The organism is Gottfriedia acidiceleris (assembly GCF_050457485.1).
Taxonomy (GTDB): Bacteria; Bacillota; Bacilli; order Bacillales; family Bacillaceae_G; genus Gottfriedia; species Gottfriedia acidiceleris_D.
In genome coordinates this window covers 218,754-244,754 of sequence record NZ_JBCMJM010000006.1, presented here as the reverse complement: position 1 = coordinate 244,754, position 26,001 = coordinate 218,754, and the positions used below count along the sequence as shown (strand labels likewise).

Annotated in this window: 26 protein-coding genes and 1 riboswitch; of the genes, 22 read left to right on the top strand and 4 right to left on the bottom strand. The window is 33.1% G+C overall.

What is annotated here, in order from left to right; all coding sequences use genetic code 11:
- The first annotated feature begins 173 nt into the window (after nucleotides 1-173).
- From ABEY15_RS06545 to ABEY15_RS06465, 17 genes are all read left to right on the top strand, one after another.
- Nucleotides 174-1,511, top strand: coding sequence for a D-serine ammonia-lyase (locus ABEY15_RS06545; RefSeq protein ID WP_429889222.1), 1,338 nt, complete (start codon nucleotides 174-176; stop codon nucleotides 1,509-1,511).
- Between the two features lie 313 nt (nucleotides 1,512-1,824).
- The gene (locus ABEY15_RS06540) at nucleotides 1,825-3,300 is read left to right on the top strand and encodes an aminotransferase class V-fold PLP-dependent enzyme (RefSeq protein WP_429889220.1); all 1,476 of its coding nucleotides are present in this window, start codon (nucleotides 1,825-1,827) and stop codon (nucleotides 3,298-3,300) included.
- 211 nt (nucleotides 3,301-3,511) lie between these two features.
- Nucleotides 3,512-3,772, top strand: a complete 261-nt coding sequence (locus ABEY15_RS06535) for a metal-sensitive transcriptional regulator (RefSeq protein WP_429889219.1) — start codon at nucleotides 3,512-3,514, stop codon at nucleotides 3,770-3,772.
- Between the two features lie 126 nt (nucleotides 3,773-3,898).
- On the top strand, nucleotides 3,899-4,375 hold the full coding sequence (locus ABEY15_RS06530; RefSeq protein WP_429889218.1) for a DsrE/DsrF/DrsH-like family protein: 477 nt from the start codon (nucleotides 3,899-3,901) through the stop codon (nucleotides 4,373-4,375).
- A 19-nt stretch (nucleotides 4,376-4,394) separates the two neighbouring features.
- Entirely contained in the window at nucleotides 4,395-4,691 is a 297-nt protein-coding gene (locus tag ABEY15_RS06525; protein ID WP_429889217.1) for a rhodanese-like domain-containing protein, read from the top strand.
- 55 nt (nucleotides 4,692-4,746) lie between these two features.
- A complete protein-coding gene (locus ABEY15_RS06520) occupies nucleotides 4,747-5,319 on the top strand; it encodes a sulfurtransferase TusA family protein (RefSeq protein ID WP_429889216.1) in 573 nt (190 codons plus the stop codon).
- A 43-nt stretch (nucleotides 5,320-5,362) separates the two neighbouring features.
- On the top strand, nucleotides 5,363-6,490 hold the full coding sequence (locus ABEY15_RS06515; RefSeq protein WP_429889215.1) for an MBL fold metallo-hydrolase: 1,128 nt from the start codon (nucleotides 5,363-5,365) through the stop codon (nucleotides 6,488-6,490).
- A gap of 21 nt (nucleotides 6,491-6,511) precedes the next feature.
- The gene (locus ABEY15_RS06510) at nucleotides 6,512-6,739 is read left to right on the top strand and encodes a sulfurtransferase TusA family protein (RefSeq protein ID WP_088014286.1); all 228 of its coding nucleotides are present in this window, start codon (nucleotides 6,512-6,514) and stop codon (nucleotides 6,737-6,739) included.
- 68 nt (nucleotides 6,740-6,807) lie between these two features.
- Nucleotides 6,808-7,599, top strand: a complete 792-nt coding sequence (locus ABEY15_RS06505) for a sulfite exporter TauE/SafE family protein (protein WP_429889213.1) — start codon at nucleotides 6,808-6,810, stop codon at nucleotides 7,597-7,599.
- Nucleotides 7,600-7,823: 224 nt separating this feature from the next.
- Complete coding sequence (locus ABEY15_RS06500; RefSeq protein ID WP_429889212.1) at nucleotides 7,824-8,174, top strand: ASCH domain-containing protein; 351 nt, start codon at nucleotides 7,824-7,826, stop codon at nucleotides 8,172-8,174.
- A gap of 5 nt (nucleotides 8,175-8,179) precedes the next feature.
- A complete protein-coding gene (locus tag ABEY15_RS06495) occupies nucleotides 8,180-8,614 on the top strand; it encodes a hypothetical protein (RefSeq protein WP_429889211.1) in 435 nt (144 codons plus the stop codon).
- A 307-nt stretch (nucleotides 8,615-8,921) separates the two neighbouring features.
- A riboswitch (SAM riboswitch) is annotated at nucleotides 8,922-9,039 on the top strand.
- 175 nt (nucleotides 9,040-9,214) lie between these two features.
- Nucleotides 9,215-10,231, top strand: coding sequence for a methionine ABC transporter ATP-binding protein (locus tag ABEY15_RS06490; RefSeq protein WP_429889209.1), 1,017 nt, complete (start codon nucleotides 9,215-9,217; stop codon nucleotides 10,229-10,231).
- The gene (locus tag ABEY15_RS06485; RefSeq protein ID WP_429889207.1) at nucleotides 10,221-10,889 is read left to right on the top strand and encodes a methionine ABC transporter permease; all 669 of its coding nucleotides are present in this window, start codon (nucleotides 10,221-10,223) and stop codon (nucleotides 10,887-10,889) included. Before ABEY15_RS06490 ends, ABEY15_RS06485 begins: the two co-directional genes overlap by 11 nt.
- Nucleotides 10,886-11,734, top strand: coding sequence for a MetQ/NlpA family ABC transporter substrate-binding protein (locus ABEY15_RS06480; RefSeq protein ID WP_429889206.1), 849 nt, complete (start codon nucleotides 10,886-10,888; stop codon nucleotides 11,732-11,734). Before ABEY15_RS06485 ends, ABEY15_RS06480 begins: the two co-directional genes overlap by 4 nt.
- Nucleotides 11,735-11,780: 46 nt before the next feature.
- A complete protein-coding gene (locus tag ABEY15_RS06475; RefSeq protein WP_429889205.1) occupies nucleotides 11,781-12,971 on the top strand; it encodes a M20 family metallopeptidase in 1,191 nt (396 codons plus the stop codon).
- 280 nt (nucleotides 12,972-13,251) lie between these two features.
- Complete coding sequence (locus ABEY15_RS06470) at nucleotides 13,252-13,641, top strand: YidH family protein (protein WP_429889204.1); 390 nt, start codon at nucleotides 13,252-13,254, stop codon at nucleotides 13,639-13,641.
- An 83-nt stretch (nucleotides 13,642-13,724) separates the two neighbouring features.
- A complete protein-coding gene (locus ABEY15_RS06465; protein ID WP_429889203.1) occupies nucleotides 13,725-14,600 on the top strand; it encodes an alpha/beta fold hydrolase in 876 nt (291 codons plus the stop codon).
- Between the two features lie 520 nt (nucleotides 14,601-15,120).
- Here the strand turns inward: ABEY15_RS06465 and ABEY15_RS06460 are convergent.
- Entirely contained in the window at nucleotides 15,121-16,473 is a 1,353-nt protein-coding gene (locus tag ABEY15_RS06460) for an Nramp family divalent metal transporter (RefSeq protein ID WP_429889202.1), read from the bottom strand.
- Between the two features lie 344 nt (nucleotides 16,474-16,817).
- On the opposite strand from ABEY15_RS06460, the gene ABEY15_RS06455 reads away from it, so the two are divergent.
- The gene (locus ABEY15_RS06455) at nucleotides 16,818-17,378 is read left to right on the top strand and encodes a shikimate kinase (RefSeq protein ID WP_429889200.1); all 561 of its coding nucleotides are present in this window, start codon (nucleotides 16,818-16,820) and stop codon (nucleotides 17,376-17,378) included.
- A 321-nt stretch (nucleotides 17,379-17,699) separates the two neighbouring features.
- Here the strand turns inward: ABEY15_RS06455 and ABEY15_RS06450 are convergent, their stop codons facing one another.
- From ABEY15_RS06450 to ABEY15_RS06440, 3 genes are all read right to left on the bottom strand, one after another.
- Nucleotides 17,700-18,314, bottom strand: coding sequence for a TasA family protein (locus tag ABEY15_RS06450; RefSeq protein ID WP_429889199.1), 615 nt, complete (start codon nucleotides 18,312-18,314; stop codon nucleotides 17,700-17,702).
- Between the two features lie 72 nt (nucleotides 18,315-18,386).
- Complete coding sequence (sipW, locus tag ABEY15_RS06445) at nucleotides 18,387-18,932, bottom strand: signal peptidase I SipW (RefSeq protein ID WP_429889269.1); 546 nt, start codon at nucleotides 18,930-18,932, stop codon at nucleotides 18,387-18,389.
- Nucleotides 18,933-18,945: 13 nt separating this feature from the next.
- Nucleotides 18,946-19,758, bottom strand: coding sequence for a DUF4047 domain-containing protein (locus tag ABEY15_RS06440; protein WP_429889197.1), 813 nt, complete (start codon nucleotides 19,756-19,758; stop codon nucleotides 18,946-18,948).
- 262 nt (nucleotides 19,759-20,020) lie between these two features.
- Between ABEY15_RS06440 and ABEY15_RS06435 the strand changes: the two genes are divergently transcribed.
- The 4 genes from ABEY15_RS06435 (at nucleotide 20,021) to ABEY15_RS06420 (ending at nucleotide 25,912) form a co-directional block, all read left to right on the top strand.
- On the top strand, nucleotides 20,021-21,736 hold the full coding sequence (locus ABEY15_RS06435) for a M4 family metallopeptidase (protein WP_429889267.1): 1,716 nt from the start codon (nucleotides 20,021-20,023) through the stop codon (nucleotides 21,734-21,736).
- 218 nt (nucleotides 21,737-21,954) lie between these two features.
- Nucleotides 21,955-23,214, top strand: a complete 1,260-nt coding sequence (locus ABEY15_RS06430; RefSeq protein ID WP_429889195.1) for a helix-turn-helix domain-containing protein — start codon at nucleotides 21,955-21,957, stop codon at nucleotides 23,212-23,214.
- 635 nt (nucleotides 23,215-23,849) lie between these two features.
- Nucleotides 23,850-24,527, top strand: a complete 678-nt coding sequence (locus tag ABEY15_RS06425; protein WP_429889194.1) for a response regulator transcription factor — start codon at nucleotides 23,850-23,852, stop codon at nucleotides 24,525-24,527.
- On the top strand, nucleotides 24,524-25,912 hold the full coding sequence (locus ABEY15_RS06420) for a sensor histidine kinase (protein ID WP_429889193.1): 1,389 nt from the start codon (nucleotides 24,524-24,526) through the stop codon (nucleotides 25,910-25,912). The genes ABEY15_RS06425 and ABEY15_RS06420 overlap by 4 nt, the downstream gene beginning before the upstream one ends.
- Nucleotides 25,913-26,001 lie beyond the last annotated feature (89 nt).

Below are 26,001 nucleotides of genomic sequence, written 5' to 3'. Positions count from 1 at the left end.
CATAGAAATAGTATAGTTTGAATCAAAATTTAAACCAATCTCTTTTGGAGGGAATTTACAAAAGATTAACAATCAAAGTTATTCTAAAAACTCTATTTGAAAACAATATTACTGACCTAGTGATAATATCTGATAAACTACATATAAACTGTTTAAGTCTAGGAGGAATGTAGATGGAAAGAATTGATATACAGGCATATATAGAAAATTATCCAATCCTAAAAAAACTGATGAACTTAGAGGAATACCTTTGGTTGAACCCAAATTTTGAGACGTTTCAAAAAGCAATGAAACTGTCACCACTTACTCAAGATGATGTAAACGATGCGGATGAACGATTAAAAAGGTTTGCACCATATATTTCAAAGGTTTTTCCAGAAACAAAAGATACAAATGGCATTATTGAATCTCCTTTTGTACAAATTCCTTCTATGAAACAATCGTTAGAGAAAAATTTCCAACAAACTATATTAGGAGAATTATTTTTAAAATGTGATAGTCATTTACCAATATCAGGATCAATTAAAGCAAGAGGTGGCATTTATGAAATATTAAAGCATGCTGAAAGCCTAGCTATAAAGCATCAGCTATTAACGATTGAAGATGATTACTCAAAAATAGATAGTGATATTTTTAGAGATTTTTTCTCTAACTACTCAATTGCTGTAGGGTCCACTGGTAATTTAGGTATGAGCATTGGCATTATTAGTGCAAAGTTAGGATTTAAAGTAACCGTACATATGTCAGCGGATGCAAAGCAATGGAAAAAAGATTTACTTAGAAGTAAAAATGTAAATGTTATTGAATACGAGGCGGATTATAGTAAGGCAGTAGAAGAAGGACGTATTCAAGCAGAAGCAAATCCTAATTGTTATTTTGTAGACGATGAAAATTCAAATGATTTATTTTTAGGATATGCAGTAGCAGCTTCACGTTTAAAAAAGCAGTTTGAAGAATTAGACATTACAATTGATGAAAATCATCCATTATTTGTTTATTTACCTTGTGGAGTTGGAGGAGGACCTGGTGGTGTGGCATTTGGTCTGAAACTATTATTTGAAGATAATGTTCATTGCTTTTTTGCCGAGCCAACTCATTCTCCTTGTATGTTGATTGGATTAATGACAGGACTCCACGATCAAGTTTCTGTACAAGATTTTGGCATTGATAATAAAACGGATGCAGATGGCCTAGTTGTAGGGAGACCATCTGGATTTGTAGGAAAAATCATGGAGCCTTTTTTAAGCGGTAGCTACACAATAAGTGATGAGAAACTCTATACCATGTTAAAAGAGTTAGTTGATACTGAGGATCTTTATTTAGAACCGTCAGCACTAGCTGGTATGATTGGTCCAATTAAATTATTTAAAGAAGGTAAAGATTATTTACTAAAATATAATTTAATGAAAAAAATGGAAAATAGTACCCATGTCATTTGGGCTACAGGTGGTAGTATGGTCCCGGAAAAAATGATGAAAGAGTACTATCAAAAAGGGTCTCTTTTTAAATAAAATAGATAGTGTAAAATTTTACTAATATTTCAAAAGTGAAAAAATTCTTTTAATGCAGAATAATATGACATATATTTGTATATGTAAATAAGTTTTCTATTTAGATTTTGACGCAAGATATTTTCTTTTTAATTGGTTCTGTTTAAAAATTGATAAATTACTTTAAAAAAGTCATTCCGTCATGAGCGGACTGGCTTCAGTGCATTTTATATAATACCCTATTGGGTATTGGAATACTCGGTTTTATCTTAATTATCTAAACAGAGCTTCCGATTAAAAAGCACACAACATATTCTCATTAGGAGCGATAAAATTGAATTTAGAAAAATATTTTTCACAATTTAGAAAAGAGATTATTGGAAATGAAAAAACATTCGTATCGCCATTTGGTGAAAAGAAAATTATTTATTTAGATTGGGCTGCGAGCGGTAGGTTATATGGACCGGTTGAAGAAAAATTACTTTCAACTTTTGGGCCGTATGTTGCAAATACGCATACGGAATCAAATATAACTGGAAGTACGATGACGAATTGTTACCATGAAGCATTACAGATCATAAAGGAACATGTTAATGCAAGCGCTTCCGACACAATCATAACAGATGGATCAGGAATGACTGGCGTTATGAATAAGTTTCAACGTATTTTAGGGTTGAAAATTCATGAAAATTTCAATTTCCGTTTAAGTATACCTGAGGAAGAAAGACCAGTTGTTTTTATAACAAGCATGGAGCATCATAGCAATCATACTTCATGGTTAGAAACGATTTGTAATGTAGAAGTTGTACCGAATTGTGCGAACAACGTAGTTGATTTGGAATTTTTAAGAAAACGCCTAGAGTTTTATAAGAATAAACGAAAAGTAATTGGATCATTCAGTGCTTGTTCGAATGTATCTGGATTAATTACACCTTATCATAAGCTTGCTAGACTTATGCATGAATATAATGGTGTTTGTTTTGTGGATTTCTCAGCTTCTGCACCTTATGTTGACATTGATATGCATCCTAGTGATCCAATGGAAAAACTTGATGCGATTCTGTTTTCTCCACATAAGTTTTTAGGAGGGCCTGGTAGTAGTGGAGTTTTAATATTTGACTCTTCTCTATATCAAAATAAAATTCCAGATCATCCAGGTGGAGGAACTGTTGAGTGGACGAATCCATGGGGTGAGAAAAAATATATTAACAATATTCGCGAAAGAGAAGATGGCGGTACTCCAGGATTTCTGCAAACAATTAGAACAGCTCTTGCAATTAAGGTGAAAAATGCAATGGGTACAGTGAATATATTAAATCGTGAAGAAGAATTAGAACACATCGTATTAGATGAACTTAGGTCAATTGAAAATGTAGTAGTACTTGAAAATTCAAGCAATCCACGATTAGGTTTTTATTCTTTTTATTTAAAGGATATTCACCATAATTTAGTTGTTAGATTATTAAATGATCGTTTCGGAATTCAAGTACGAGGTGGCTGTTCATGCGCAGGTACTTATGGACATATGCTTCTGAATATTACAAGAGAAATGTCTAAATCAATTACAGATGAAATCGATAATGGCAATATTAGCGTAAAACCTGGTTGGATTCGTATGAGTGTCCATCCAACGACTACGAATGATGAAGTAGTCATATTCACGAATGCTTTAAAAGATATCATTCAAAATATTGGCGAATGGTCTAATGATTATATTTATTTAAAAGAGAAAAACGACTTTATCCATAAAGACGAAGCAGTTATGGAAGTGGGGACATATTTTGAGATGGAAATGACAGTGAAATCTTAAAATCTCAAAGTAACTCGAACAAAAAAGATCACATTATCGTGATCTTTTTGTTCATTTCTACTTTTAACTTACTAGAAGAAGACTAATTTATTTAAAATTAATTGATTGACATTATACCCTGTGGGGTATATATTCTAAGTAAGAATATTGCACATATATTCTAAAATAAATGCGTAAGCCTTATTTAGTTTTATAAGTTAGGGGTGATTTAATGAAATATGATGATCCAGTAAAAAATAGAATAAAACGAATTGAGGGACAGATTCGTGGAATTTTAAAAATGATAGAAGAGGACAAAGACTGTAAAGATGTCATTACACAGTTATCAGCAGTTAAATCAGCTTTGGATCGTACGATTGGCGTAATAGTAAGCTCAAATTTAGTTGATTGTGTCCGAAATGCGAATGAAAACGGGCAAGATGCCGAAGATTTAGTGAAAGAAGCAGTAAATTTACTTGTAAAAAGTAGATAATATATGGTTTGACACAATTTTTTATTTTTATTATCATATACCCATAGGGGTAATAGTATATATAAGATATATTTTTTGTTTTGTAACATACCCTAGTGGGTATTAAGAGCGAAAAGGAGAAAGAATATGACAACTAAGAAAACAAATATCATTTTATTTAGTGGAGATTATGACAAAGCAATGGCCGCCTATATTATTGCGAACGGTGCAGCAGCTTTTGATCATGAAGTAACTATTTTTCATACATTTTGGGGTTTAAATGCTTTACGAAAAGGCGAACATGTAGCAACAAAAAAAGGTTTTATCGAAAAGATGTTTGGAAAGATGATGCCTAGAGGCGCAGATAAAATGGGACTTTCTAAAATGAATTTTGCTGGTTTTGGACCAAAGATGATTAAGGATATCATTAAAAAGCATAATGCATTGCCTTTACCACAATTAATTGAAATGGCCCAAGAACAAGATATAAATTTAGTAGCATGTACAATGACAATGGATCTGTTAGGTCTACAAACTGAAGAGTTATTAGAGAAAATTCAGTATGCCGGTGTTGCCGCCTACATTGGTGAAGCAGAAGAAGGTCAAGTAAACTTATTTATTTAATTAGAAAGGATTGAATAACATGAAAGAAATTACTTCGATTGAGCTTGAAAATAATTTAAAAACTGGAAAAGAAGTAACGGTTATCGATGTTCGTGAAGTAGATGAAGTTGCAGCAGGGAAAATCCCAGAAGCTATTCATATTCCACTTGGATTAATTGAATTTCGATTACACGAATTAGAAAAATCAAAAGAATATATTATGGTTTGTCGTTCAGGTGCTAGAAGTGGCCGTGCAACAGAATTCCTACAATCACAAGGGTTTAACGTTAAAAACATGGTAGGCGGAATGCTTTCTTGGGAAGGGAACGTAGAATAATTTTTTTCGATTAAATAGATACCCCAAGTGGTATTTTAAGTATGGAGGTTGTCAGATGGAACTGATTAAATCAAACGTGAAATTAGATGCAAAAGGATTAGCTTGTCCAATGCCGATTGTGAAGACTAGAAAAGCAATGAAGGAATTAGAAAATGGGCAAGTAATCGAGGTTCAAGCGACGGATAAAGGATCTAAAGCAGACATTAAAGCTTGGGCGGATAGCACTGGAAATCAATATTTAGGAACAATCGAAAATGGAGAAGTATTACTTCATTATTTAAGAAAATCATCAGATGAAAATACAATTGAAAAAAAATTTGAAAACGTCATTTCGAATGATCAATTAAGTCAAAAACTACAAAACGAAAATATAATCGTTTTAGATGTAAGAGAAGAAGCAGAATATGTATTTAATCATATACCAAATGCGGTATCAATCCCTTTAGGTGAATTGGAGAACCGTATGACAGAATTAAATAAAGAAAATGAAATATATATCGTTTGCAGAACTGGAAACCGCAGTGACCTTGCTGCTCAATTACTAGTTTCTAGCGGCTTTACTAACGTGTTTAATGTAATACCTGGAATGACTGAATGGTCTGGGGAAACAGTAAGCATAAAAGGTTAATCTAATTTTTAAAAATAAAAATATACTATGGGGGGTATAAAAGATGGCAGTCACAGCAATGTCTGCAAAAGAGATTACAAAAAAAATATTTGATAAAGAAGAACTATTTATTCTAGATGTACGAAATACTGATGATTATAGCGATTGGAAAATAGAAGGTTCAAATTTTGAACATTTAAATATACCTTATTTCGATTTACTTGATGGGGTTGAAGACATTTTAGATAAGATTCCTACAAGTACAGATGTTTTAGTTGTGTGTGCTAAAGAAGGATCTTCCATCATGATTGCAGAGATGCTTTCAGACGAGGGACTGGACGTATCTTATCTTAAAGGCGGAATGAAAGAGTGGAGTGAACATTTAGAACCAGTAAAAATTGCAGATTTGAAAAATGGTGGAGAGCTGTATCAATTTGTCAGAATCGGTAAGGGATGTTTATCCTACATGGTTATCTCAAATAATGAGGCTGCTATTATTGATGCTACTCGAATGACGGATATCTACATTGATTTTGCAAATACAAAGAGCGCAAAAATTACAAATGTATTTGATACTCACCTTCATGCAGACCATATTTCTGGCGGAAGAAAAATTGCTGAGATTACGGGAGCAACATACTGGTTACCGCCAAAGGATGCTATAGAGGTTACTTTTAAATACAGTCCATTAGAGGATGGTAATAAGGTAATGATTGGTGAAACAGCAATCAGTATTGAGGCTTTTTATACACCAGGTCATACAATCGGATCAACTTCATTTGTCATTGATGAAAAGTTCTTACTTTCTGGTGACATATTATTTATCGATTCAATTGGAAGACCCGATCTTGCTGGAATGGCAGAGGACTGGGTAGGGGATTTACGCGAAACCCTTTATAAAAAATACCGAAACTTATCGTTTGAATTAATCGTGCTTCCATCACATTTTATGGTGATTAGTGAATTGAACGAAGATGGTAGTGTTTATAAAAAACTAGGATATTTATTTGATCAGAATCATGGATTGAACATTGAAAGTGAAAGTGAGTTTAGAAAGTTAGTAACTGAGAACTTACCACCTCAACCAAACTCATATCAAGAAATCCGTGAAGTAAATATGGGTAAAATTAATTTGGATGAAGATAAACAGAGAGAAATGGAAATTGGTCCAAATCGCTGTGCAGTACGATAATGAGACTTGGAGGAGAATAAAATGGAAGCTACAAAATTATTAGATGCAAAAGGCTTAGCATGTCCAATTCCAATTGTAAAAACAAGAAAAGCAATTGCAGAGATCGAAGCAGGCGAAGTATTAGAAATTCATGTCACTGATAAAGGTGCTAAAAACGACCTTGCAGCTTGGGCTAAATCAGGTGGACACGAATTATTAAATTATACCGAAGAAGACAATGTTTTAAAATTTTGGATTAAAAAGGGATAAGTTAATAGATTAATAGGAAAAGGAGAGTTAAGAGTCACATCTCCTTTTCTATTATAGGAGGACTTTAAATGGAGTGGACCTTAATTTTAGTACTTTTCTTAGTTGGTTTTTTTGGGTCCTTTATTTCAGGGATGGTAGGAATTGGTGGAGCGATTATAAATTATCCAATGCTCCTATTTATTCCACCATTATTAGGATTTGCTGCTTTCACTCCACATCAAGTTTCAGGTATAAGTGCCGTCCAAGTAGTATTTGCAACTTTAGGTGGAGTATTAAGCTATCGTAAAAGCGGTTATCTAAACAAAAAAGTAATATTAAGTATGGGAATAAGTGTACTAATTGGAAGTTTTCTTGGTGGGTTTGGTTCAAATCTACTTTCAGAACATGGAATTAATCTTGTTTACGGAATTTTAGCGATGATTGCGGTCGTTTTAATGTTTATTCCTAGAAAAAACGTCGAGATGTCAGTAAATGGTCAAATTTCAATTAATGTATGGCTTGCTTCAGGTTTGGCATTTATCGTTGGAACTAGTGCAGGTATTGTTGGTGCAGGAGGAGCATTTTTGTTAGTACCAATCATGTTAACGATCTTAAAAATACCAACTCGTGTGACAATTGCTTCGTCATTAGCCATAACATTTATCTCTTCAATAGGCGTAACGATTGGGAAAATCTCTACTGGTCAGGTTGAAATTTTGCCTACAATTATTGTTGTAATTGCAAGTTTAATCGCCTCACCATTAGGTGCAAAAATAGGCAAAAAAACAAAAACGCAGGTTTTACGAGGGATTCTAGCAGTTTTAATTGGTTTTACCGCTTTGAAAATTTGGATTACGATTATTAAATCATGGATTAGCTGAATAAGAAATAACTGTAAAAAAACAGAAAAACTATTTTTGGGAGGTTTTCTGTTTTTTTATTGGTCTTTATTATGGTGCTCCATGTAAGGTCCTTTTTGTTGCTTCTTATTGCAATATTCTTAAATAAAATTTGCTAATTTTGTACTTATTTAATTAAAATGGAACTAGTCGTTTTTTTTAATAGCCTTAACTATAAAATTAAATTGAAATGGAGAATGGATTAAATGTCAAATCAAAATGAAACAAACGCTTTACCGCCAAAAACATGTACGATTGAACGCCTTGTTACGCTTCAAGAGGATGTCGAAAAGGTATTGGCAGGACAAAAAACTGCTACTCGCCGAAACGGAAGATATGCAGATGTTGGGGAAGTGATGACCCTTCAAAATAATCAGTATGTTGTTGAAAAAGTTTATTCTCAAGCCCTTGGTGAATTGACAGATGAGGATGCTAAGCAGGAAGGCTATCCGACTGTAGAAGAGTATAAGCAATCAATCCTGTCAATCCATCCTGGAATGCCTTGGCTGCCAAAAATGAGGGTATGGGTTCATGAGTTTCGTCTCATCCAAGATTAATTTTTATGCTGTATAGACTGCTTCTTTACATACATATTGCTAGTGTAATTTTATCGATTGGTCCTTTTTTTGTATTGATTCCGATACTCAAAAAGCTGCATACCACACAGTCTGCGATACAACAGAGCTATTTGGATGTATTCCGGTTTGCTGTCAGATTGGCAAAGCATGCTGGGCACGTACTGGTTGGATCAGGGGTCTTGTTGGTACTAGCGGGCCATTGGTCGTGGAAGACATCTTGGATTGTGATGACGATTCTTCTTTTGGTGAGTTCATTATTTTTCCTAGCTAGAGCCTTTTCACCGACCATTCGGAAATTCAGTGAACCAAACCATGATAAGAAATTGTTGATTCACTTGCTTCGTCGTTCAATCTGGATTTATATCGTTCTTTTGATGATAATGCTATGGTTCATGGTGGTAAAGCCTACATTATGGTAGGCACAATTCAATAAAGCAGACAGGTTCTCGTTTATCGAAGAAGCCTTGTCTGCTTTTTTGTCTTACTCTTAGATGAAATACTATTAAAAACTCAAAAAAATAAGTATCTCGACCTATTCCAAACGGTATATGAAATAGGTTTTTTGATTTGAATATGAAGGACCTAAGACTTATGTCAAACAGTGTGTTTAATAAAATTGCTATTTTCTAACACAATTTTTACTAAAAAATTTAAAATTAATTCTTGACGGATTTTAAAAAGAGAGATAACATGAACTCAATAATTTAAAAACTTAATAAATTCTATTACTTATCCAGAGAGGTGGAGGGACTGGCCCTGCGATACCTCGGCAACGGGTTTGTTGTTTCGTAACAAATACCGTGCTAATTCCTGCAAATCGTTCATGCGATTTGAAAGATAAGAAGTAAAGTGGCTTATGTATTTTAACCCCTTTTCTTATCTGTTTTGTTGGATAAGAAGAGGGGTTTTTTGATGTGGTGCCATAGGAGAAAAAGGGGGAAATATAGATATAAATCCTAGTTTTCAAATCTGTTTACTTGGTTATGGTGATTGAAATAACTTGCATTGGGGGAAGTAATTTGATTGAGATTAAAAATGTCTCCAAGGTTTATCCTGGAAGGCCACCAATTAAAGCTTTAAATAATACTAATATGAAAATTGAGAAAGGGGAGATCTTTGGGATCATTGGTTTTTCCGGAGCAGGAAAAAGTACATTGATTCGTTGTTTAAATCGACTTGAAGAGCCAACAGAAGGATCAGTTCTCATTGATGGTTTGGACCTAATGACATTAAAAGATGAAGAGTTACGTAAGACACGTAGAAAAATTGGTGTCGTATTCCAACACTTTAATCTACTTTCTGCAAAAACGGTATTTGATAATATAGCAATGCCACTATACCTTGAAGGAAAAAAGAAACGAGATGTTCAGGAAAAGGTAATGGAATTAATTGAATTTGTTGGACTTACAGGGAAGCAAGATGTATTTCCGGGACACTTATCGGGAGGACAAAAGCAAAGAGTGGGAATTGCAAGGGCACTCGTAACAGATCCAGATCTTTTGCTATGTGATGAAGCTACATCTGCATTAGACCCTGAAACAACAAAGAATGTATTAGAGCTTTTAAGGAAGGTAAATAAATCCTATAATCTTACGATTTTCCTTATTACCCATGAAATGAGTGTAATTCGTGATCTATGTGATAAAGTGGCCGTCATTGATAATGGTGAAATTGTTGAAGAAGGTAATGTTTACGACGTATTTACGAATCCACAAAAAAGTATTACAAAGAATTTTGTTAACACAGTATTACAAAACGAGGTGCCATCTAAGTTATCGAAATCATTATCAAAGGGAAAATATTATCAATTAGTCTTCCTAGGTGACAAGGCAGGCAACCCATTATTATCAGAGGTTCTTAAAAAATTCGATATTCATTTAAATATTCTTTATGGATCGATTACAGAGCTACAAGAAAGACCTTATGGGAATTTGCTTGTGGCACTAGAAGGAACAAAAGAGGAAAGCGCAAAAGCAATTAAATTTATTTCGGAAAAGGGGATAGACGTAAGGGAGGTTGAGTTAAGTGGAGCTTAATTGGGAATTCTTTTGGCCGCAGTTTTTGCAGGCAACTCAAGATACATTTCTAACTGTGCTAGGGTCATTTATTTTTGGCACAATCATAGGATTGCCGTTAGGTATTATCCTAGTTGTAACAAGGCCAGGTCATATAATGGAAAACAAGCCTTTATTTACGTTGTTAAATACCATTATCAATATTGTCCGATCTGTACCATTTATTATTTTACTAGTTGCTATTATTCCATTTACTAGATTATTGACGGGAACGTCCATTGGCGTAGTTGCAGCAATTGTTCCACTTTCGATCTTTGTAGGACCATATTTGGCAAGATTGATTGAGAACTCCATGCTAGAAGTCGATAAGGGAGTGCTAGAAACAGCCTATTCAATGGGAGCAACAAAGTTTCAAATCATCGTGAAGTTTATTTTGCCTGAAGCGATTCCATCGTTGATTCTTTCATTTACAACAGCAACGATTGGATTGATTGGATCGACTGCTGCAGCTGGTGCTGTTGGTGCTGGTGGATTAGGTGACTTAGCTATTACATACGGTTATCAGCGCTTTGAAACATTGGTTATTATCATTACTGTTTTATTACTAGTAGTTATTGTTCAAATCATACAAAGTTTAGGAAATACGTGGTCAAGATATGTAAGGAGGAAAAGAGGATGAAAAAGTTTTTTACTATTTTTGCAGCATTATTATTAACAGTTTCGGTATTATCAGCATGTGGTTCCAAAGCATCATCAGGTAATGGAAAAGAGAGAACGGTTAAGATTGGAATTAACGGTGATGACTATGAACTTTGGAATATTGTACAAAAACAAGTAAAAAGTGAAGGCATTAAATTGAAAATTATTTCATTTTCAGATTATGTTCAACCTAACACAGCACTTAATGACGGTAGTCTTGATTTAAATGCTTTTCAAACGATTACTTATATGAACCAATTTAAAGGTGATCATAATTTAGATATTTCTGCGATTGGCTCGACGGTGATTGCCCCAATGGGTATTTACTCCCATAAATTTAAAAAGCTAAGTGATCTTCCAGATGGAGCAACGATTACGATACCAAATGATGTTACGAACGCAGGCCGTGCACTTAAACTATTACAATCTTCAAAGTTAATTAGTTTAGTAGATAATTTTGACCCTAAAGGAAGTATTGAACAAATTAAAGAAAATCCAAAGCATTTAAAAATCAAACCGATTGCTGCAGGGCAAACTGCTAGATCATTGGATGATGTGGCAGCAGCTATCATCAATAATGGGTTTGCCGTTCAAGCGGGCTTAGACCCTGCAAAGGATCCACTTTATAAAGAAGATCCTAATGATAAAGCAGCTATGCCGTATATCAATGTTATTGCATCTCGTACAAAGAATAAAAATGACAAGGACTTTGCAAAGATTGTAAAGGCTTATCAATCAAAAGAAGTTCATGATTACATTATTAAACGTGACAAAGGTGCTACGGTTCCAGTAGTCATTTCAATTGATAAAATTAAAAATCTATAAAGCTAGTTCATGCTTATACAAAAGAATAGAAGGGAGATAAGTTTAAATGACGGTCAAAATTGAAACACAAAGAGAACAAATTGTGAAAAGTATTGAGGAATCGAAGGAAGTTTATCTTGAAATTAGCCACAAGATTCATGAGAAACCTGAAATTGGCAATCAAGAATTTTTTGCATCAGAAACATATACTAAAATTCTAGTAGAAGCTGGTTTCGATGTCACACGTAATATTGCGGGACATGAAACAGGCTTTGTAGCAAGGAAAAAGTCATCTAAGCAAGGCCCAACCATCGCTTTTTTAGCAGAATACGATGCACTACCTGGTCTTGGTCATGCATGCGGACATAATATTATTGGAACAACAAGTGTAGCAGCAGGAATCGCTCTTGCTGAAGTCATTTCTGAGACTGGCGGAGAGGTTGTCATATTTGGAACACCTGCAGAAGAGGGTGGACCAAACGGAAGTGCAAAGGGGAGTTTCGTAAAAAATGGTTTACTAGAAGGCGTTGATGCAGCTCTTATGCTCCACCCAAGTGGTAAAACAGGTTTGTCGAGTCCATCTTTGGCAGTAGACCCATTAGACTTCCACTTTTATGGAAGAGCAGCTCATGCTGCTGGCTCACCAGAGCATGGAATCAATGCCTTAGATGCAGTAATCCAGTTATTCAATGGCATTAATGCCCTTCGTCAGCAACTTCCTAGTGATGTTCGCATACACGGAATTATTACTCATGGAGGCGATGCACCAAATATTATTCCTGAGTATGCTTCAGCAAGATTTTTCATCCGTGCTAGTACTTGGAAGCGTACGGAGGAAGTATCTACTAAGATTCGTAATATTGCCGAAGGAGCAGCACTTGCAACTGGTAGTACAGTGAAAATTGAAAGATTCCAAAATGAAGTCCATGATTTTATTATCAATCAATCTCTTGATGAGATTGTAGGTGAAGAACTAAGCCTATTGGGTGAAATAGTGAATGGCAAAAGCGGTGGTCTTGGATCCACTGATGCTGGAAACGTAAGCCATGTTGTTCCAACTTCTCACGCATATATTAAAATTGGACCTGATGATTTAATTGCTCATACGAATGAATTCCGTGAAGCTGCAAGGTCGCCACTTGGTGATCATGCTTTAGTAACGGGGGCAAAAGTATTGGCTCTGACGGGATATCGTTTAATAACTGATAAAAATCTTTTGGAAAAGGTTCAAAATGAATTTCAACAAACAGAAAAATAGCTAGATTGAACGGCCAGAAAGATGGACTGAATTACCATCTTTTTGACCGTTTTATTTTTTAAAGCTCAATTATTTGTTCTATTTATATAGTAGTCTTCTGTTAACTTCTCCTTACGTTAATTCCGTAGTAAAAAATATAGGTTTACATTACCTCATTTCAATTTTTATCAAAACGTAATCTCAATTTTACTAAATCTTAAATTTTAAAGATTAAACTAAAACTTAGATATGTTTTCTACAAGTTTATCACTCTATAAATTTTTGATAGGGGTAATTTAATATGGTTTCTTTAAGTAAAGTAAAAGATTTATCAGATGAAAGTGTTAAATATGCACAACAGCATCTAGCAAACGAAAGGACATATTTAGCATGGCTGCGGACTGCAATCTCAATTACTGGTGTAGGGTTTTTAACAACTTCACTACACTTTACAATTAAAATTAGTAATAACCATTTCATCAATACATTAGCAATTTTTCTTGGCATATATGCATGTGTTGTTGGTTTAATTTCTGGAGTATTAGCTACTATTCAGTACAGTAAAAAGCGGAAAGAAATTCAAAATGGAAAGTTTATACCTGCACATAATTCAATTATTCTTGTATCAATCCTGTTTTCTTTTTTAATATTCATGATTGTGCTGTATTTGTCTTTATTATTATTTAATTAAACCTGAATAGTTCATTTATTTCACTGATATTTTTATAGGGATATTTTTATCAAAATCGAATATTACATAAAGTGGACACTAAAATGAATGGAGTGATTGATATTTTTTATCCAGAGTCTCGGTTTGAATCGATTAATGGAATGGAGCTTCATTTTACAGAATGGGGAGAAAGAAAAAATCCAACAGTTGTTTGCTGGCATGGTTTAACTAGGAATGGTAGGGATTTTGATATTTTAGCTCGTCATTTAGCTAAGGATTATCATGTAATTTCCCCAGATACGATTGGACGAGGATTAAGTCAGTGGAGTACCTCTCCTGAGCAAGATTACTGTTTTGAAAACTATGTAAATATAGCGATTGGTTTATTAGACCGTTTAGAAATTGAACAAGTTCGTTGGGTAGGGACTTCGATGGGTGGAGCAATTGGAATGCGACTTGCTGGTACGCCGAAACACCTAAACCGTATTTCTCATTTAGTCTTAAATGATATCGGGGCAGGAGCTTCAGAAAACCAACCACAAGATATTGAAGGAATTAAGAGAATTATTAGCTATGTTGGTACACCACCTCAATTTAAAACATTTACTGAATTGAAGAATTACTATAAGATAATTTATCATTCATTTGGTGTTTCGAGTGAAGAAGAATGGAATGATTTTACGCAAAATTCTTGCCGTAGAAGAGATGAGGGTGGAATAGGTCCTGATTATGATCCTAAAATTGCATTACAATTTCAACACACTGAGGATTTAACTTTGTGGAATTACTGGGAGGCTATTCAGTCCAAGATTTTACTCATTCGAGGAGAAGTTTCGGACGTCTTGCCACTTGATGTAGCATTAAAAATGAAGGAAACGCAGAAGTTTGAAATGGAAACAATACCTAAAGTTGGTCATGCACCTGCATTAAATACGAATGAGCAAATCTCAATTATTGATAAATTTTTAAAAGAAGCTTAGATTGTATTTGATCTATTTGAAATTGTGGGTTGTTCCTTTTGTCGGGTTAACTGACTAAGGAGCGACCTTTTTTATTGAAAATATAATTGATGAACTATGTTGATTTAGCAGTGGGGGATCATAGTGCACTTTTCATTTGTAGATGGGATGATTGCCCTTTTTTATAAATATTTTATTCTATAGTAAGAATAAGGGCATACTTGCATATTTTCCATTTGGTAATAGCAAATATTGTACAATTTTCATGTCATAATACCTTATTAGATTTTATCAGACAAGCTAGCATTATTTCATAAAAATCTAAATGGTCATAAAGCATAAAAAACAGAAAAATCTGTGGTTTTTTCTGTTTTTTTACGCTTTGTTAAATGATCGATGCAATCTTTCAATCCCTTAATCAAATACTCAACAGTTTTAATAGATAGACTCTCTTTATGCAAATTTTCTTTAAAAGAGACAGTAAAAAAAGATTGAACAAATGTCATTCTAACATCTGTTCAATCTTTTTTGTTTCAATATATTATTTAAAGAATGTTGCCCAAAGTAAATATGCATTTAATACTGCAATAACTGAAGCAATTGTCCAAGCAACTGATTTAAGCCAAGTTCTATTAACGAATTTACCCATTTTCTTAGCATCACTAGTGAACATGACAAGTGGTATAACTGCGAAAGATAGCTGTAAAGATAAGATTACCTGACTTAGTATTAATAAATCTGCAGTTCCATTTGCTCCATAAAAATAAGTGACGATTAGAGCTGGTGTAACGGCAATTAATCGAGTTATTAATCTTCTTATCCAAGGTTTAAGCTTAATATTTAAAAAGCCTTCCATTACAATTTGCCCTGCTAAAGTACCTGTTAAAGTAGAATTTTGACCTGAAGCCAATAATGCCAATCCAAAAAATGTACTTGCTAAAGTCGTTCCTAGTAATGGAGTAAGTAGCTGGAATGCATCTTCAATTGATGCAACGTTTGTATGACCTGATTTGTAGAAAGTTGAAGCAGCTAATATTAAAATTGCTGCGTTTACAAACAATGCAATCATTAATGCAACTGTAGAGTCAATTGTAGCAAATTTAATTGCTTCCTTTTTACCAGCATCAGATACATCAAACTTTCTAGTTTGAACGATTGAAGAGTGCAGATATAAGTTATGAGGCATAACAGTTGCCCCTAAAATTCCTAAAGAAATATAAAGCATTTTTGGATCTGTAATAACTTGAGAACTTGGAATAAATCCACCAAATACAGCTTTTACATCAGGTTGAGACATAATCAACTCAAAAACAAAACTACCTGTTATTAATATGATCAATGAAATTACAAAAGCCTCGATATACCTAAATCCTTTATTTTGTAGAAGTAAAACAAGTAATATATCTAAAGTTGTCAAACAAATTCCATAAAACAACGGAATCCCAAATAATAGATTTAAAGCGATCGCTGACCCTATTAATTCAGCTAGGTCACATGCGGCAATTGCGGCTTCACAAAGCACCCAAAGTATAAATGATACAGGTTTACTAAAGTGGTCTCGGCATGCCTGAGCTAAATCTCTACCGGTAACGATACCTAATTTAGCAGCTAATGATTGTAGAATGATGGCCATAAGATTAGAAATTAAAATAACTGATAATAAAGTGTAATTAAAAGCAGATCCACCTGCTATTGAAGTTGCCCAGTTTCCAGGATCCATATATCCAACTGCAACTAAATATCCTGGGCCAGCAAATGCTAGAAACTTACGGAAATTACTAGCTTTCTTTGGAACAGATAATGAACGATGAACCTCTTGCAAACTAGGTTGTGTATGTTCCTGTCTCCATCCGGCTTCTTTATATATGACTTTTTCTTGTGATTCTTGTGACATGTTTCCCACCACCTGTTTTATTGTACACATCAAATAGTTTTTCCCTAGGGAAAGTTTTTTAAATTATATGCTGATTTTAACACAATAGTTCCCAAATGTAATAAAAAATTTTTGATAACTTCGTAAATTTTTAGTAAACAGTTAATATACGTAGAATATTTTCGTTTTCTTTTGTTTTTGCATTTTTATTATTTCTTATTCAATTCATTCAGATAGTTCTTTTTTTTTAGTATGCTGAAGTTTATTATCGAGTTATTTATTTTTAAGTGTGATATACTAGTCGAAAAATTCAGTTATATTTTTAGGAGCTTATAAAAAAATTAAACTATTTGGGAGAGAGTTCTATGAAGTTTGTATTAGTATTCGGGCCTCAAGCAGTCGGAAAAATGACTGTAGGGCATGAACTAGAAAAAATAACAGATTTAAAATTGTTTCATAATCACATGACAATCGATTTGGTTAGTAAATTTTTTGATTATGGAACAAAGGAAGGGAGTAGATTGGTTAATTTATTTCGAAATGAAATATTTGAAGAGGTGTCAAAAAGTAACTTATATGGAATTATTTTTACATATGTGTGGGCTCTGGATCATAAATCTGATTGGGAGTATGTCGAGAAAGTTTGTACCATATTTGAGTCAAAAGGGGCAACAATCTATTTTGTTGAACTTGAAGCAGAATTAGATGAGAGACTTGTTCGAAATAAAACTCCTCACAGATTAGAACATAAGCCAACAAAAAGAGATATTGAATGGTCTGAAAACAATTTAATCAAGACAATGGAAAAATTTAGATTAAATTCGATAGAAGGGGAAATTCAGAAGGAAAATTATCTAAAAATAAATAACACAAATATGAGTGCAGAAGAAGTAGCTAAATTAATAAAAGAAAGATTTGCTTTGTAAGTAAATAAAAAGGAAGAAGATGAAAATAGCTAACTCATAAAGGGTTCATGAGTAAGAAAAAAAGGAAGAAGATGAAAATAGCTTACTCATAAAAGGTTCATGAGTAAGTAAAAAAGAGAGAAGATGAAAATAGCTTACTCATAAAAGGTTCATGAGTAAGTAAAAAACAAAAAAGATAAAAATAAGGTACTCATAAGCTGGCTGTAGTGGAAATCAACCAAACGCTACTCCTTTTAAGAAAACTTGATAATTAATTGACAAGATCGTTTTTCAACAGCGTGAAAAACCACCTAATTAAATTTAGGTGGTTTTTGTTTTTTATTAGTTGCTGTTAGGATCAGTGTCGTCGTGGTATGTACTTCCACCAGTTTGAGCATTAAATGTCCAATCAACTTTTAACTTGTCGCCTTGGAATTCATTTTGATCTTGTCCATTATCAACAAACTCGAATAATACGAAAATCTTTTCTTTTTGACCTGCTGCAATGCCGTCAGGGTCTTTTGTACTACCTACAAATTGAGTAATTGCTGTTAAATCAGGAGTTTGATTTTGTAGGTCATATAATGTTGTATCAACAACCTCGTTTGTAGCACTGCTAGTGTTATACATAATTGTTACTTTAATATTTTTAGCTAAATCTTCAGTGTTATTATTTTTTACGTCTTCAATTTGATATTTTGTGTTTAATAGAACTTTATTAATATCTAAAGTACCATTGTTTTCTAACGTAAATTCACGATATACTTCATCACCAGGTTTTAAATTGCTAATGTTTACAACAGCATTAGGATTCATACCTAAGTCTAATGTACCTGCTGCAAATGTATTATCAGTCTTAATTGTATCGCTGAAATATGCAAAAGTACCTCCACTAATTAATGATAAACCGACTGCTCCACTCATTACAACTTGACCAATTCTCTTAGTAAAACTCATTTCATTTCCCCCTTAAGGTTTATTTATTAAACTCTTAAGCTTTTATTTTGTACTTAAGAGATCTAACCAACTTCATCCTGCAGTTTTTTGTTCAAACTCTTTTCTTAATTGGAATAAATTGCGTAGCGCAAAAAGAGTTAAAAGGATACCTGGAACAATTAACAATAGTGCTGATCCAGCTTTTGAGCTTACAAAACTTAATGCATAGCCAACATATGGAATCGTGAAATTAGTATATTTTCCTACAATATTCTGAGGGTACACTGTCCATAAGTCTTGGGCGTTATTGTTATCGCCCTTTGTTTTATATGAAGTTTCACCATTTATATGATGGACGGCAGCTATTCTGTGGGTAATCAGCTTATTGTCCATTTGAAAGGTAACAATGTCGCCTTTTTGATATGATGATGGATTTGCACCTAGCTTAACGGCAATAATTGAACCAGTATGAAATGTAGGTTCCATTGATCCAGATAAAACAGCTTTTAATTGATAGCCTAAAATGGTAGAATCTCCACCTGTAAACCTTGATGAAATCACAATAAAAGCTAAGAAACACAAGATGACAATAGAAATACTTTTAAAAATATTACCTACAATTGATAAAATTTTCTTCAACATGAGAGATCACCTATTCATTTTGAGTTTTATTTGCTGAATTATTAGAATTTTCGTTTGGGATTGAATCCGTATTGGAATGATCAGTTATCTGGTTCAAAACTGAATCTGTATCGGTATGATCAGAATCCTGCTTTGGAATTGATTCTGTATCAGAATTATTGGAATCCCGACTCTGCATTGAATCTATATTAGAGTTATTAGAATCCTGGCTTGGAAGTGAATCCGTATCAGAACTATTAGAACTTTGGCCCTGACCAGAATCGGTAGCATTTTTAGGTTCACTAGTATCGTTATTAATCATTTCTTTACTTTTACCTAGCAGGGTTTGAATTGTAGATTTAATGGACGCTATCTTTTGAAGATCAATTGTTTCATTTAATTGCTGGATTAATTGATTAACAACCTGGTAGCCTTTTCTCTCATATTCATAGTTACTTTGTTCAGTTTCAGGAAGTTCATGAATTTGATTGTGATAAGAGTTCAACTGCTCTTGAATACTTTGTAAACTCTTAATCTCATTATTTAATTCTTGTTCCTCATTAAGAACAATAGTAAGTAAATTTGACAATTCAGAGCCAGTACCATTAATTGATGTCTTTAGGATCGACTTATATAAATGATTAGCTCTTGTTGAATGATCTTTAGCAGTTATTTCTAATTGTTGGATTGTTTTAGGAAACACAATTGCTGCTGAAACGACTTGTTCTGAAGATGCTTGACTAGAAAAAGTTGCCTCTGTTTGACCAACTGTTTGCATTGCCAAGTAAAATTGAATAGAACATAAACTTACGATGATGGAGACTTTTTTTCTTGCTAGTTTCAAATTTTCACTCCTTTGCAAAAGCCCTGTTGAAATTCATTATTGCTCAGTTGTCGGAAAATTGAAACCGGGTTATTTTTGAGCCAATTATCGGTAGTATTTTGTCATAAATAGTCGATTTTAACGTGAAAAGCTTAAAAAACAGCCCGAAAAGAACCCGACTTCGACATATTGATTTAATTTAGAATTTTCTCAATAATGAAAATTGCAATCGCACAAAATTAAATAAGGGGTGAAAGTTTTGAAATTGAAAAAAGAGAAAAGAATGAGAAGAAAAGCAATTCCAGCAGTAATGGCATTAACTGTAGCATTTGGAGGAGGTTTAACAACTTTACCTTCATTTGTAAATGTAAAAGCAAGTGCAGCAACAGTTGATCAAGCTCTAAGTAAGGATGAAATTGTAAAAGCTTTTCTTAATTCAAAAGTAGAAGGTCTTGCAAGGTCAGGTTCCGCATGGGAACAATTTAAAGTTATTAGTGAACAAGCTGACAGTACGACAAATACTTACCATGTCAGAACAGTTGAACAGTACAAAGGAATTCCAATTTATGGATCTGGACAAGCTGTTGCACTAGACGCAAATAACAATGTATACGCATCATTTGGTAATATAACTCAAAAATTATCACGTACAATTATTCCAACTGAAGCGGCTATTTCTAAAGAAGATGCAGAAGCAACGGCTAAGGAGAGTATCGAATCTCAAATTGGCACTGTTAAAAATTATGATGGAATTGATACTGAATTAACAATTTACCCACATAATGGAAAGTATTATTTAACATATTTAGTTAAGGCTTCAACTTCTGTGCCAGCACCTGGTTACTTCCATTATTTTGTGGATGCAACTAATGGAGAAATAATCGACAGCTTTGATGCAATTGACAACTTAGCTGACCCAGCAAAACTTACTGTTGCGGTTGGAAGAGGGTTAGACGTATTTGGCAAAATGCAGTCATTCCCTGTAGGAAAAGACACTACAACTGGAACTAGTTATTTATATGGTGGATCAATTGCTGGTGGTACTACAACGTCACCAAATATCGTGCCACTTGCAACTTTCGATGCTCATCGTATGGGTGAAACTCCATTTATTCTTCTTTCAGCACTATTCGGATTTACAGGATTTGAAATAGAAACAAAAAGTTCAACTAATTTCTTCTATGATCCTGCAGGAGTTTCAGCTCATATGAATTCTGATAAGGTAAACAAATATTATCAAACTGTTCACAAGCGTAACAGTTTAGATAATAAAGGAATGACGTTAATCAGCACGGTCCATATCGGATCAAAATGGAATAATGCAGCTTGGAACGGAAAGCAAATGCTATACGGAGATGGTGATGGAATTGTTCTTGGTTCTTTAGCAGGCGGATTGGACGTTACAGGTCACGAAATGACACATGGTGTAATCTCAAATACTGCAAACCTTACGTATCAAGATGAGTCTGGTGCAATTAATGAATCATTGGCAGATATCTTCGGAGCATTAGCTGAAATGAATGCTGCAGGTGCTACAGTTCCATCTGATTGGGAGATGGGTGAAGATATCTACACTCCTACAAAAGATGGTGATGGAGGACTTCGTTCGTTAAGCAATCCAAAATCTAAGTCACTTAGTCCTATTTATGGTTTAAAGGATAATAAATATCCAGATAATTACGCGGATCGTTATTTAGGTACAGAAGATAAAGGTGGCGTACACATTAACAGTAGTATTAATAATAAGGCTGCATACTTAATCGCTGAGGGCGGCACACATAACGGCATTACAGTAACTAAATTACAACGTACAGTAGCAGAAAAAATTTACTACCGTGCATTAACAATGTATTTAACACCTTCTTCTGGTTTTAAAGAAATGCGTGAAGCTGCTATTCAAGCTGCTCGTGATTTATACCCAGATAGCAAGACTACTGGTCAACCATCAACACAAACAAAAGCAGTAATGGATGCATATACTGCTGTAGGTGTTCAATAATAAATATACTTAAAAACCATGAACAAACTTGTCTTGTTCATGGTTTTCTTATTAACTATTAACTTTTACCTATTATACATTAGAATTAGTATTAAATTACTATTTTTTCTTATTAATTTTTCATTAGAATAACTTAATAATTTGTGTGTATAGCATGATGGAATCTATTCTTAACTATTGTATATTTAGTATAAGTTTTAGGATAGGAGGAGCAATCAATGATCGAAGGAGAAGTTATAAAATTTTATCGTACTAAAGCCGGGCTAACACAAGAAGAACTAGGAAAAGGAATCTGCTCTTCCAAGCACGTAGGAAAAATTGAAAGAGGGAATACATCCTATTCATCTGAGATTATTACCTTATTTTCTGAACGATTACAAATTGATATTCGAAAAGAAATTGCTAATTTTGAAAATCTAGAAAGGAAACTACAAGATTGGCATACAGCAATTATTAAATTAAGAATGAAGGAAGTTGATTCAAGTAAAAAAGATCTGGAAGAAACCCCTTTTATTAATTCTCCAAAATATGATGCGTGGTATCAATTGCTACTAGCAAGATATTATCTCTTAAAGAACGACTATAAAAACACTTATACAATTATTCTAAGTATACAAGGGAACTATAAAGATCTACCTCCTTTTGAAAGAAATCTCCTTTTGCACGTAATAGGAATTTATTATTTAAATAATTACAATAATTCAAGTACAGAGAATCATCATAAAGCAATACAAACTTTAAAGAAGATTGATCTAAACGAATACGGAAATCCAGAATACTACTATCATTTAGCAGTAGCATATGGATGGGTTGATTCTAAGGTCATGGCTTATGTATACGCAGAAAAAGCGCTTAAATATTTTAAAGATACAAGTAATTATTTACGTGCCATAAATGCTGAATCGATTATGCTTTTACAATCTAGCAACGATGGGCACTTAGACTTTAAAAATTTGAAACAATCATATAAGAATCTGATTCATGATAGTGAAACACTCAATGCACCAGATAAAACAGGGATGTTATTAAATAACTTTGCTTTGGAATATTATAAAAGAAAAGATTATGAAAAAGCCCAAAAATATTATAAAGCAGCATTACAATTGGAGAAAAAGCCATCGGTAATTTATCTTCAACGACTGAATAATTATCTTAAAAGTTCATTTGAAGGTAAATTAATGCGCAAATCTGCTTTATTAAATAGTGCTCAAAAAGGACTAACAATCGCGAATAATTTAAAGAATCAACATTATCAAATTCTTTTCACTTTATTGATCTATTTGATTGAAAATAAAACGAAAGAGTATATACAGTACATAGAAAAGACCGCTTTTCCATACTTTAAGTCACGAAATCATACTATTTTCATGAAACGATATGGTAAGGAGTTGTATGATTATTATGTGAAAGAAAAAGAGTTTGAGAAGGCAGTTGAAATGTCTAACTTCTTAATAGGTGTTATTAAAATACATAACTAAAGGACTGTTGTAGAACAGTTCTTTTATTTTTTATTTTTCAGATTAAAAAATGAGTTTGACGAATAAAGTTGCACTCAAATAAAATTATCAATAATGATTAAAAGTGCCACTAAATTTAATTGGCAACTAATTTTTTCAATAATATGCAAAAAAGTTCCATAAAGGAACTTTTTTTTAACATTATTATGTTGAAATAATAATCTCGGAAGTAGGGACAAATATTACTATTTCTAACACAATTCTATTATGATTGACTCTTTTCGAAATGGTTGTTGTTTATAAACCGATCATTTTTAAAACACACAGTAAATAAAGAAGCTGGTTGGAAACAAGGTGTAGGGTTTCTGTAGGGCTATCAGAAAAGTGGAAATTTGAGATGTCTCCCGGTTATATTCAACTAGACATCTCTTTAAAAAGCAACAAGATTTACGAAAACAGCCATTTATACTACATATTAATATTATGTTTAAATATAAAGAAATGTATGGGGGACAAACTATATTACAGAAATTTTTTTATTCATGTTATAATACATCCGCATTTCTGCCCATGAAAAATAGTAAAAGGATATTAAAATTAAAATATGATATGATTTTTAAAATAATTGGACTAAATATAAAGATTGGGGATAAATTATGATTCGAATTTTAATTGTGGATGATGATTCTCATATAAGAGAGTTATTGAAAATGTATTTACAAACTGAAGGCTATACGACATTTGAAGCAGCTAACGGAGACGAAGCTTCTGCATTGCTTGAGCAGCAACAAATTAATTTAGCGATTGTAGATATAATGATGCCAGGTAAAGATGGGTACCAGCTTTGTGAAGAAATAAGAGAGTATTATGATTTTCCAGTAATATTGTTAACTGCAAAAAGTGAGCTTTCTGATAAAGAGAAAGGTTTTGCAGTAGGCACAGATGACTATTTGACTAAACCATTTGAACCAAAAGAAATACTATTCCGGATTAAGGCACTGTTAAGAAGATACAATATGATTAGTGCTCAAAAAATAAAACTGAACGAAACCGTTATCGATCGAAAAAGCTATGAAGTTTACTGTAATGGAAAATTACTTATGCTTCCAATGAAGGAATTTGAATTATTATCTCAATTGGCAAGTTATCCGGATCGAATTTTTACACGTGATGAGCTGATTCAATTAATTTGGGGTGCTGATTTTGAAGGTGATGATCGAACAATAAATGTTCATATTAAACGTTTACGCGAAAGATTTTCTAGTTTAACGAATGACTTTAGTATAAAAACCGTTCGCGGTGTTGGCTATAAATTGGAGGTCACTAGAAAGTGAAAACTTTATACATAAGAATTGTTCTTACAATCCTCGGTGTAATGATTTGTAGCAGTTTATTGGCTTTCTTTCTTTCAAATGTGTATTACCACTATAATCTAAAGCCTTATAATGATAAAAAATTAACTAAAATGGCTTTAGACGTTGGTGCTTTTTATGAAAAAAATAATGATATCGAATTAAGCAATTACTTAAAAAGTATTAGTAAATTGGGATATCAAATTTTATTAGTAGATCAACAAGGAAATCAGTCTTTTTATGGTGGTTCTTTTAGAGAAAAAAAACTAGATCGTAAAGTGATTGATTCTGTTTTAAACGGAAAGGTCTATCATGGAATTGCCGAATTTCCTACATCATTATTTGTGACTGGTTTTTTTGATAATACATTGAGTAATACAGTTGGTGTTCCTATAAAGTCGACTACTAATCATTTGGCGCTTTTTATGCGTCCAAATGTACAGCTTCAATTTGGTGAATTACGTATACTCTTTTCTATTCTCCTTTTACTGACAATTGTATTAAGTATCGTATTCGTTCTAGTTAGTACAAGATATATTGTAAAACCGATTATTAAATTAACTGAAGCAACTAAAAAAATTGCAGAAGGAAAATATAATGTTCAATTGCAAATTAAACGCCAAGACGAAATAGGAAAACTTGCTAATCACTTTTCGCATATGTCACAAAGATTAGGACAAATTGAAGCGATGCGTCAGGAGTTTGTTTCGAATGTATCTCATGAAATTCAATCACCACTTGCATCGATACAAGGTTTTTCGCAGTCACTACAAACAGAAAAATTAACAGAAGAACAAAAGAATCATTACTTATCGATTATAGAAGAAGAAAGTAAAAGAATGTCTTTGTTAAGTAAACAATTATTAACGTTAGCTGCCTTGGATAAGGAAGAAAGTATATTGCAAAAAACATCTTTTGATGTTGCCGAACAAATTAAACAAGTAGTTTTTACAACTGAATGGAGTTGGAGAAACAAAGAGTTGGCCATTGATTTGGAATTACCACAAACTTTTGTGTATGCTGATAAGAATCTACTGCATCAAGTTTGGACAAATTTAATGACGAATAGCATTAAATTTAATCATGAAGGTGGGTCAATCTCAATAAAACTGAGTAGTAATGAAGAGTATGTTCAAATTGAATTTCAAGATACTGGAATTGGCATTTCCGAAAATGATCTAGAACAAATATTTAATCGATTTTTTATTGCTGATAAATCAAGAAATCGAAAGGAATCCAGTAGTGGCTTAGGTTTAGCCATTGTTAAACAAATCATTGAATTACATAATGGCCATATAGAAGTAAGCAGTAAAGTAGGCGAAGGAACTAAATTTCATCTATTTATACCTAATATTAAAGAGTTCTGATTTTTAATTGTAATCGACTGTTCACCTGTTGTTCATCTAACATTCCTATACTTTAAATTACAAAGAGTGATTCTACTTTTTACACTCTT

Bases quoted from the DNA above. Each gene is read 5' to 3' on its own strand.
- ABEY15_RS06545 (WP_429889222.1), top strand. From the start codon at position 174: ATGGAAAGAATTGATATACAGGCATATATAGAAAATTATCCAATCCTA.
- ABEY15_RS06535 (WP_429889219.1), top strand. From the start codon at position 3,512: ATGAAATATGATGATCCAGTAAAAAATAGAATAAAACGAATTGAGGGA.
- ABEY15_RS06530 (WP_429889218.1), top strand. From the start codon at position 3,899: ATGACAACTAAGAAAACAAATATCATTTTATTTAGTGGAGATTATGAC.
- ABEY15_RS06525 (WP_429889217.1), top strand. From the start codon at position 4,395: ATGAAAGAAATTACTTCGATTGAGCTTGAAAATAATTTAAAAACTGGA.
- ABEY15_RS06520 (WP_429889216.1), top strand. From the start codon at position 4,747: ATGGAACTGATTAAATCAAACGTGAAATTAGATGCAAAAGGATTAGCT.
- ABEY15_RS06515 (WP_429889215.1), top strand. From the start codon at position 5,363: ATGGCAGTCACAGCAATGTCTGCAAAAGAGATTACAAAAAAAATATTT.
- ABEY15_RS06510 (WP_088014286.1), top strand. From the start codon at position 6,512: ATGGAAGCTACAAAATTATTAGATGCAAAAGGCTTAGCATGTCCAATT.
- ABEY15_RS06505 (WP_429889213.1), top strand. From the start codon at position 6,808: ATGGAGTGGACCTTAATTTTAGTACTTTTCTTAGTTGGTTTTTTTGGG.
- ABEY15_RS06500 (WP_429889212.1), top strand. From the start codon at position 7,824: ATGTCAAATCAAAATGAAACAAACGCTTTACCGCCAAAAACATGTACG.
- ABEY15_RS06495 (WP_429889211.1), top strand. From the start codon at position 8,180: ATGCTGTATAGACTGCTTCTTTACATACATATTGCTAGTGTAATTTTA.
- ABEY15_RS06480 (WP_429889206.1), top strand. From the start codon at position 10,886: ATGAAAAAGTTTTTTACTATTTTTGCAGCATTATTATTAACAGTTTCG.
- ABEY15_RS06475 (WP_429889205.1), top strand. From the start codon at position 11,781: ATGACGGTCAAAATTGAAACACAAAGAGAACAAATTGTGAAAAGTATT.
- ABEY15_RS06470 (WP_429889204.1), top strand. From the start codon at position 13,252: ATGGTTTCTTTAAGTAAAGTAAAAGATTTATCAGATGAAAGTGTTAAA.
- ABEY15_RS06465 (WP_429889203.1), top strand. From the start codon at position 13,725: ATGAATGGAGTGATTGATATTTTTTATCCAGAGTCTCGGTTTGAATCG.
- ABEY15_RS06460 (WP_429889202.1), bottom strand. From the start codon at position 16,473: ATGTCACAAGAATCACAAGAAAAAGTCATATATAAAGAAGCCGGATGG.
- ABEY15_RS06455 (WP_429889200.1), top strand. From the start codon at position 16,818: ATGAAGTTTGTATTAGTATTCGGGCCTCAAGCAGTCGGAAAAATGACT.
- ABEY15_RS06450 (WP_429889199.1), bottom strand. From the start codon at position 18,314: ATGAGTTTTACTAAGAGAATTGGTCAAGTTGTAATGAGTGGAGCAGTC.
- ABEY15_RS06435 (WP_429889267.1), top strand. From the start codon at position 20,021: ATGAGAAGAAAAGCAATTCCAGCAGTAATGGCATTAACTGTAGCATTT.
- ABEY15_RS06430 (WP_429889195.1), top strand. From the start codon at position 21,955: ATGATCGAAGGAGAAGTTATAAAATTTTATCGTACTAAAGCCGGGCTA.
- ABEY15_RS06425 (WP_429889194.1), top strand. From the start codon at position 23,850: ATGATTCGAATTTTAATTGTGGATGATGATTCTCATATAAGAGAGTTA.